This window comes from Planotetraspora sp. A-T 1434 (assembly GCF_025420585.1).
In the GTDB taxonomy this organism is placed as follows: domain Bacteria; phylum Actinomycetota; class Actinomycetes; order Streptosporangiales; family Streptosporangiaceae; genus JAOEGB01.
In genome coordinates this window covers 1-655 of the sequence record NZ_JAOEGB010000096.1, presented here as the reverse complement: position 1 = coordinate 655, position 655 = coordinate 1, and the positions used below count along the sequence as shown (strand labels likewise).

Here is a 655-nt window from a genome sequence, read left to right as displayed (position 1 = left end):
CGGGTGCTTGTTCGATGATGATGTGGGCGTTGGTGCCGCTGACGCCGAAGGCGGAGATGGCGGCTCTTCTGGGGCGGTTGTGGTCGGGCCAGGGGCGGGGGTGGGTGAGGAGTTGGAGGGTGCCGGCCGACCAGTCGACGTGGGGGGTGGGTTCGTCCACGTGGAGTGTTTGGGGCAGGAGTCCGTGGCGGATCGCCTGCACCATTTTGATGATTCCGGCGACGCCGGCGGCGGCTTGGGCGTGGCCGATGTTGGATTTCAGGGAGCCGAGCCATAGGGGGTGGTCGGTTGGTCGGTTTTGGCCGTAGGTGGCGAGGAGGGCTTGGGCTTCGATGGGGTCGCCGAGGGTGGTGCCGGTGCCGTGGGCTTCGACGGTGTCGATGTCGGTGGGGGTGAGGGCGGCGTTGTGGAGGGCTTGGCGGATGACGCGTTGCTGGGATGGGCCGTTGGGGGCGGTGAGGCCGTTGGATGCGCCGTCTTGGTTGACGGCTGAGCCGCGGATCACTGCCAGCACTCGGTGCCCGTGTCGTCGGGCGTCTGAGAGGCGTTCTACGAGGAGGAGTCCGACGCCTTCGGCCCAGCCGGTGCCGTCGGCGGCGGCGGCGAATGCTTTGCACCGGCCGTCCGGAGCCAGCCCACGCTGCCGCGAGAACTC

1 protein-coding gene is annotated in these 655 nt (G+C 69.0%); it reads right to left on the bottom strand.

Annotated features, from left to right (window positions below):
- Positions 1 to 655: polyketide synthase (locus N5079_RS35110; protein ID WP_261588537.1), on the bottom strand; the 655-nt coding region annotated here is incomplete at both ends.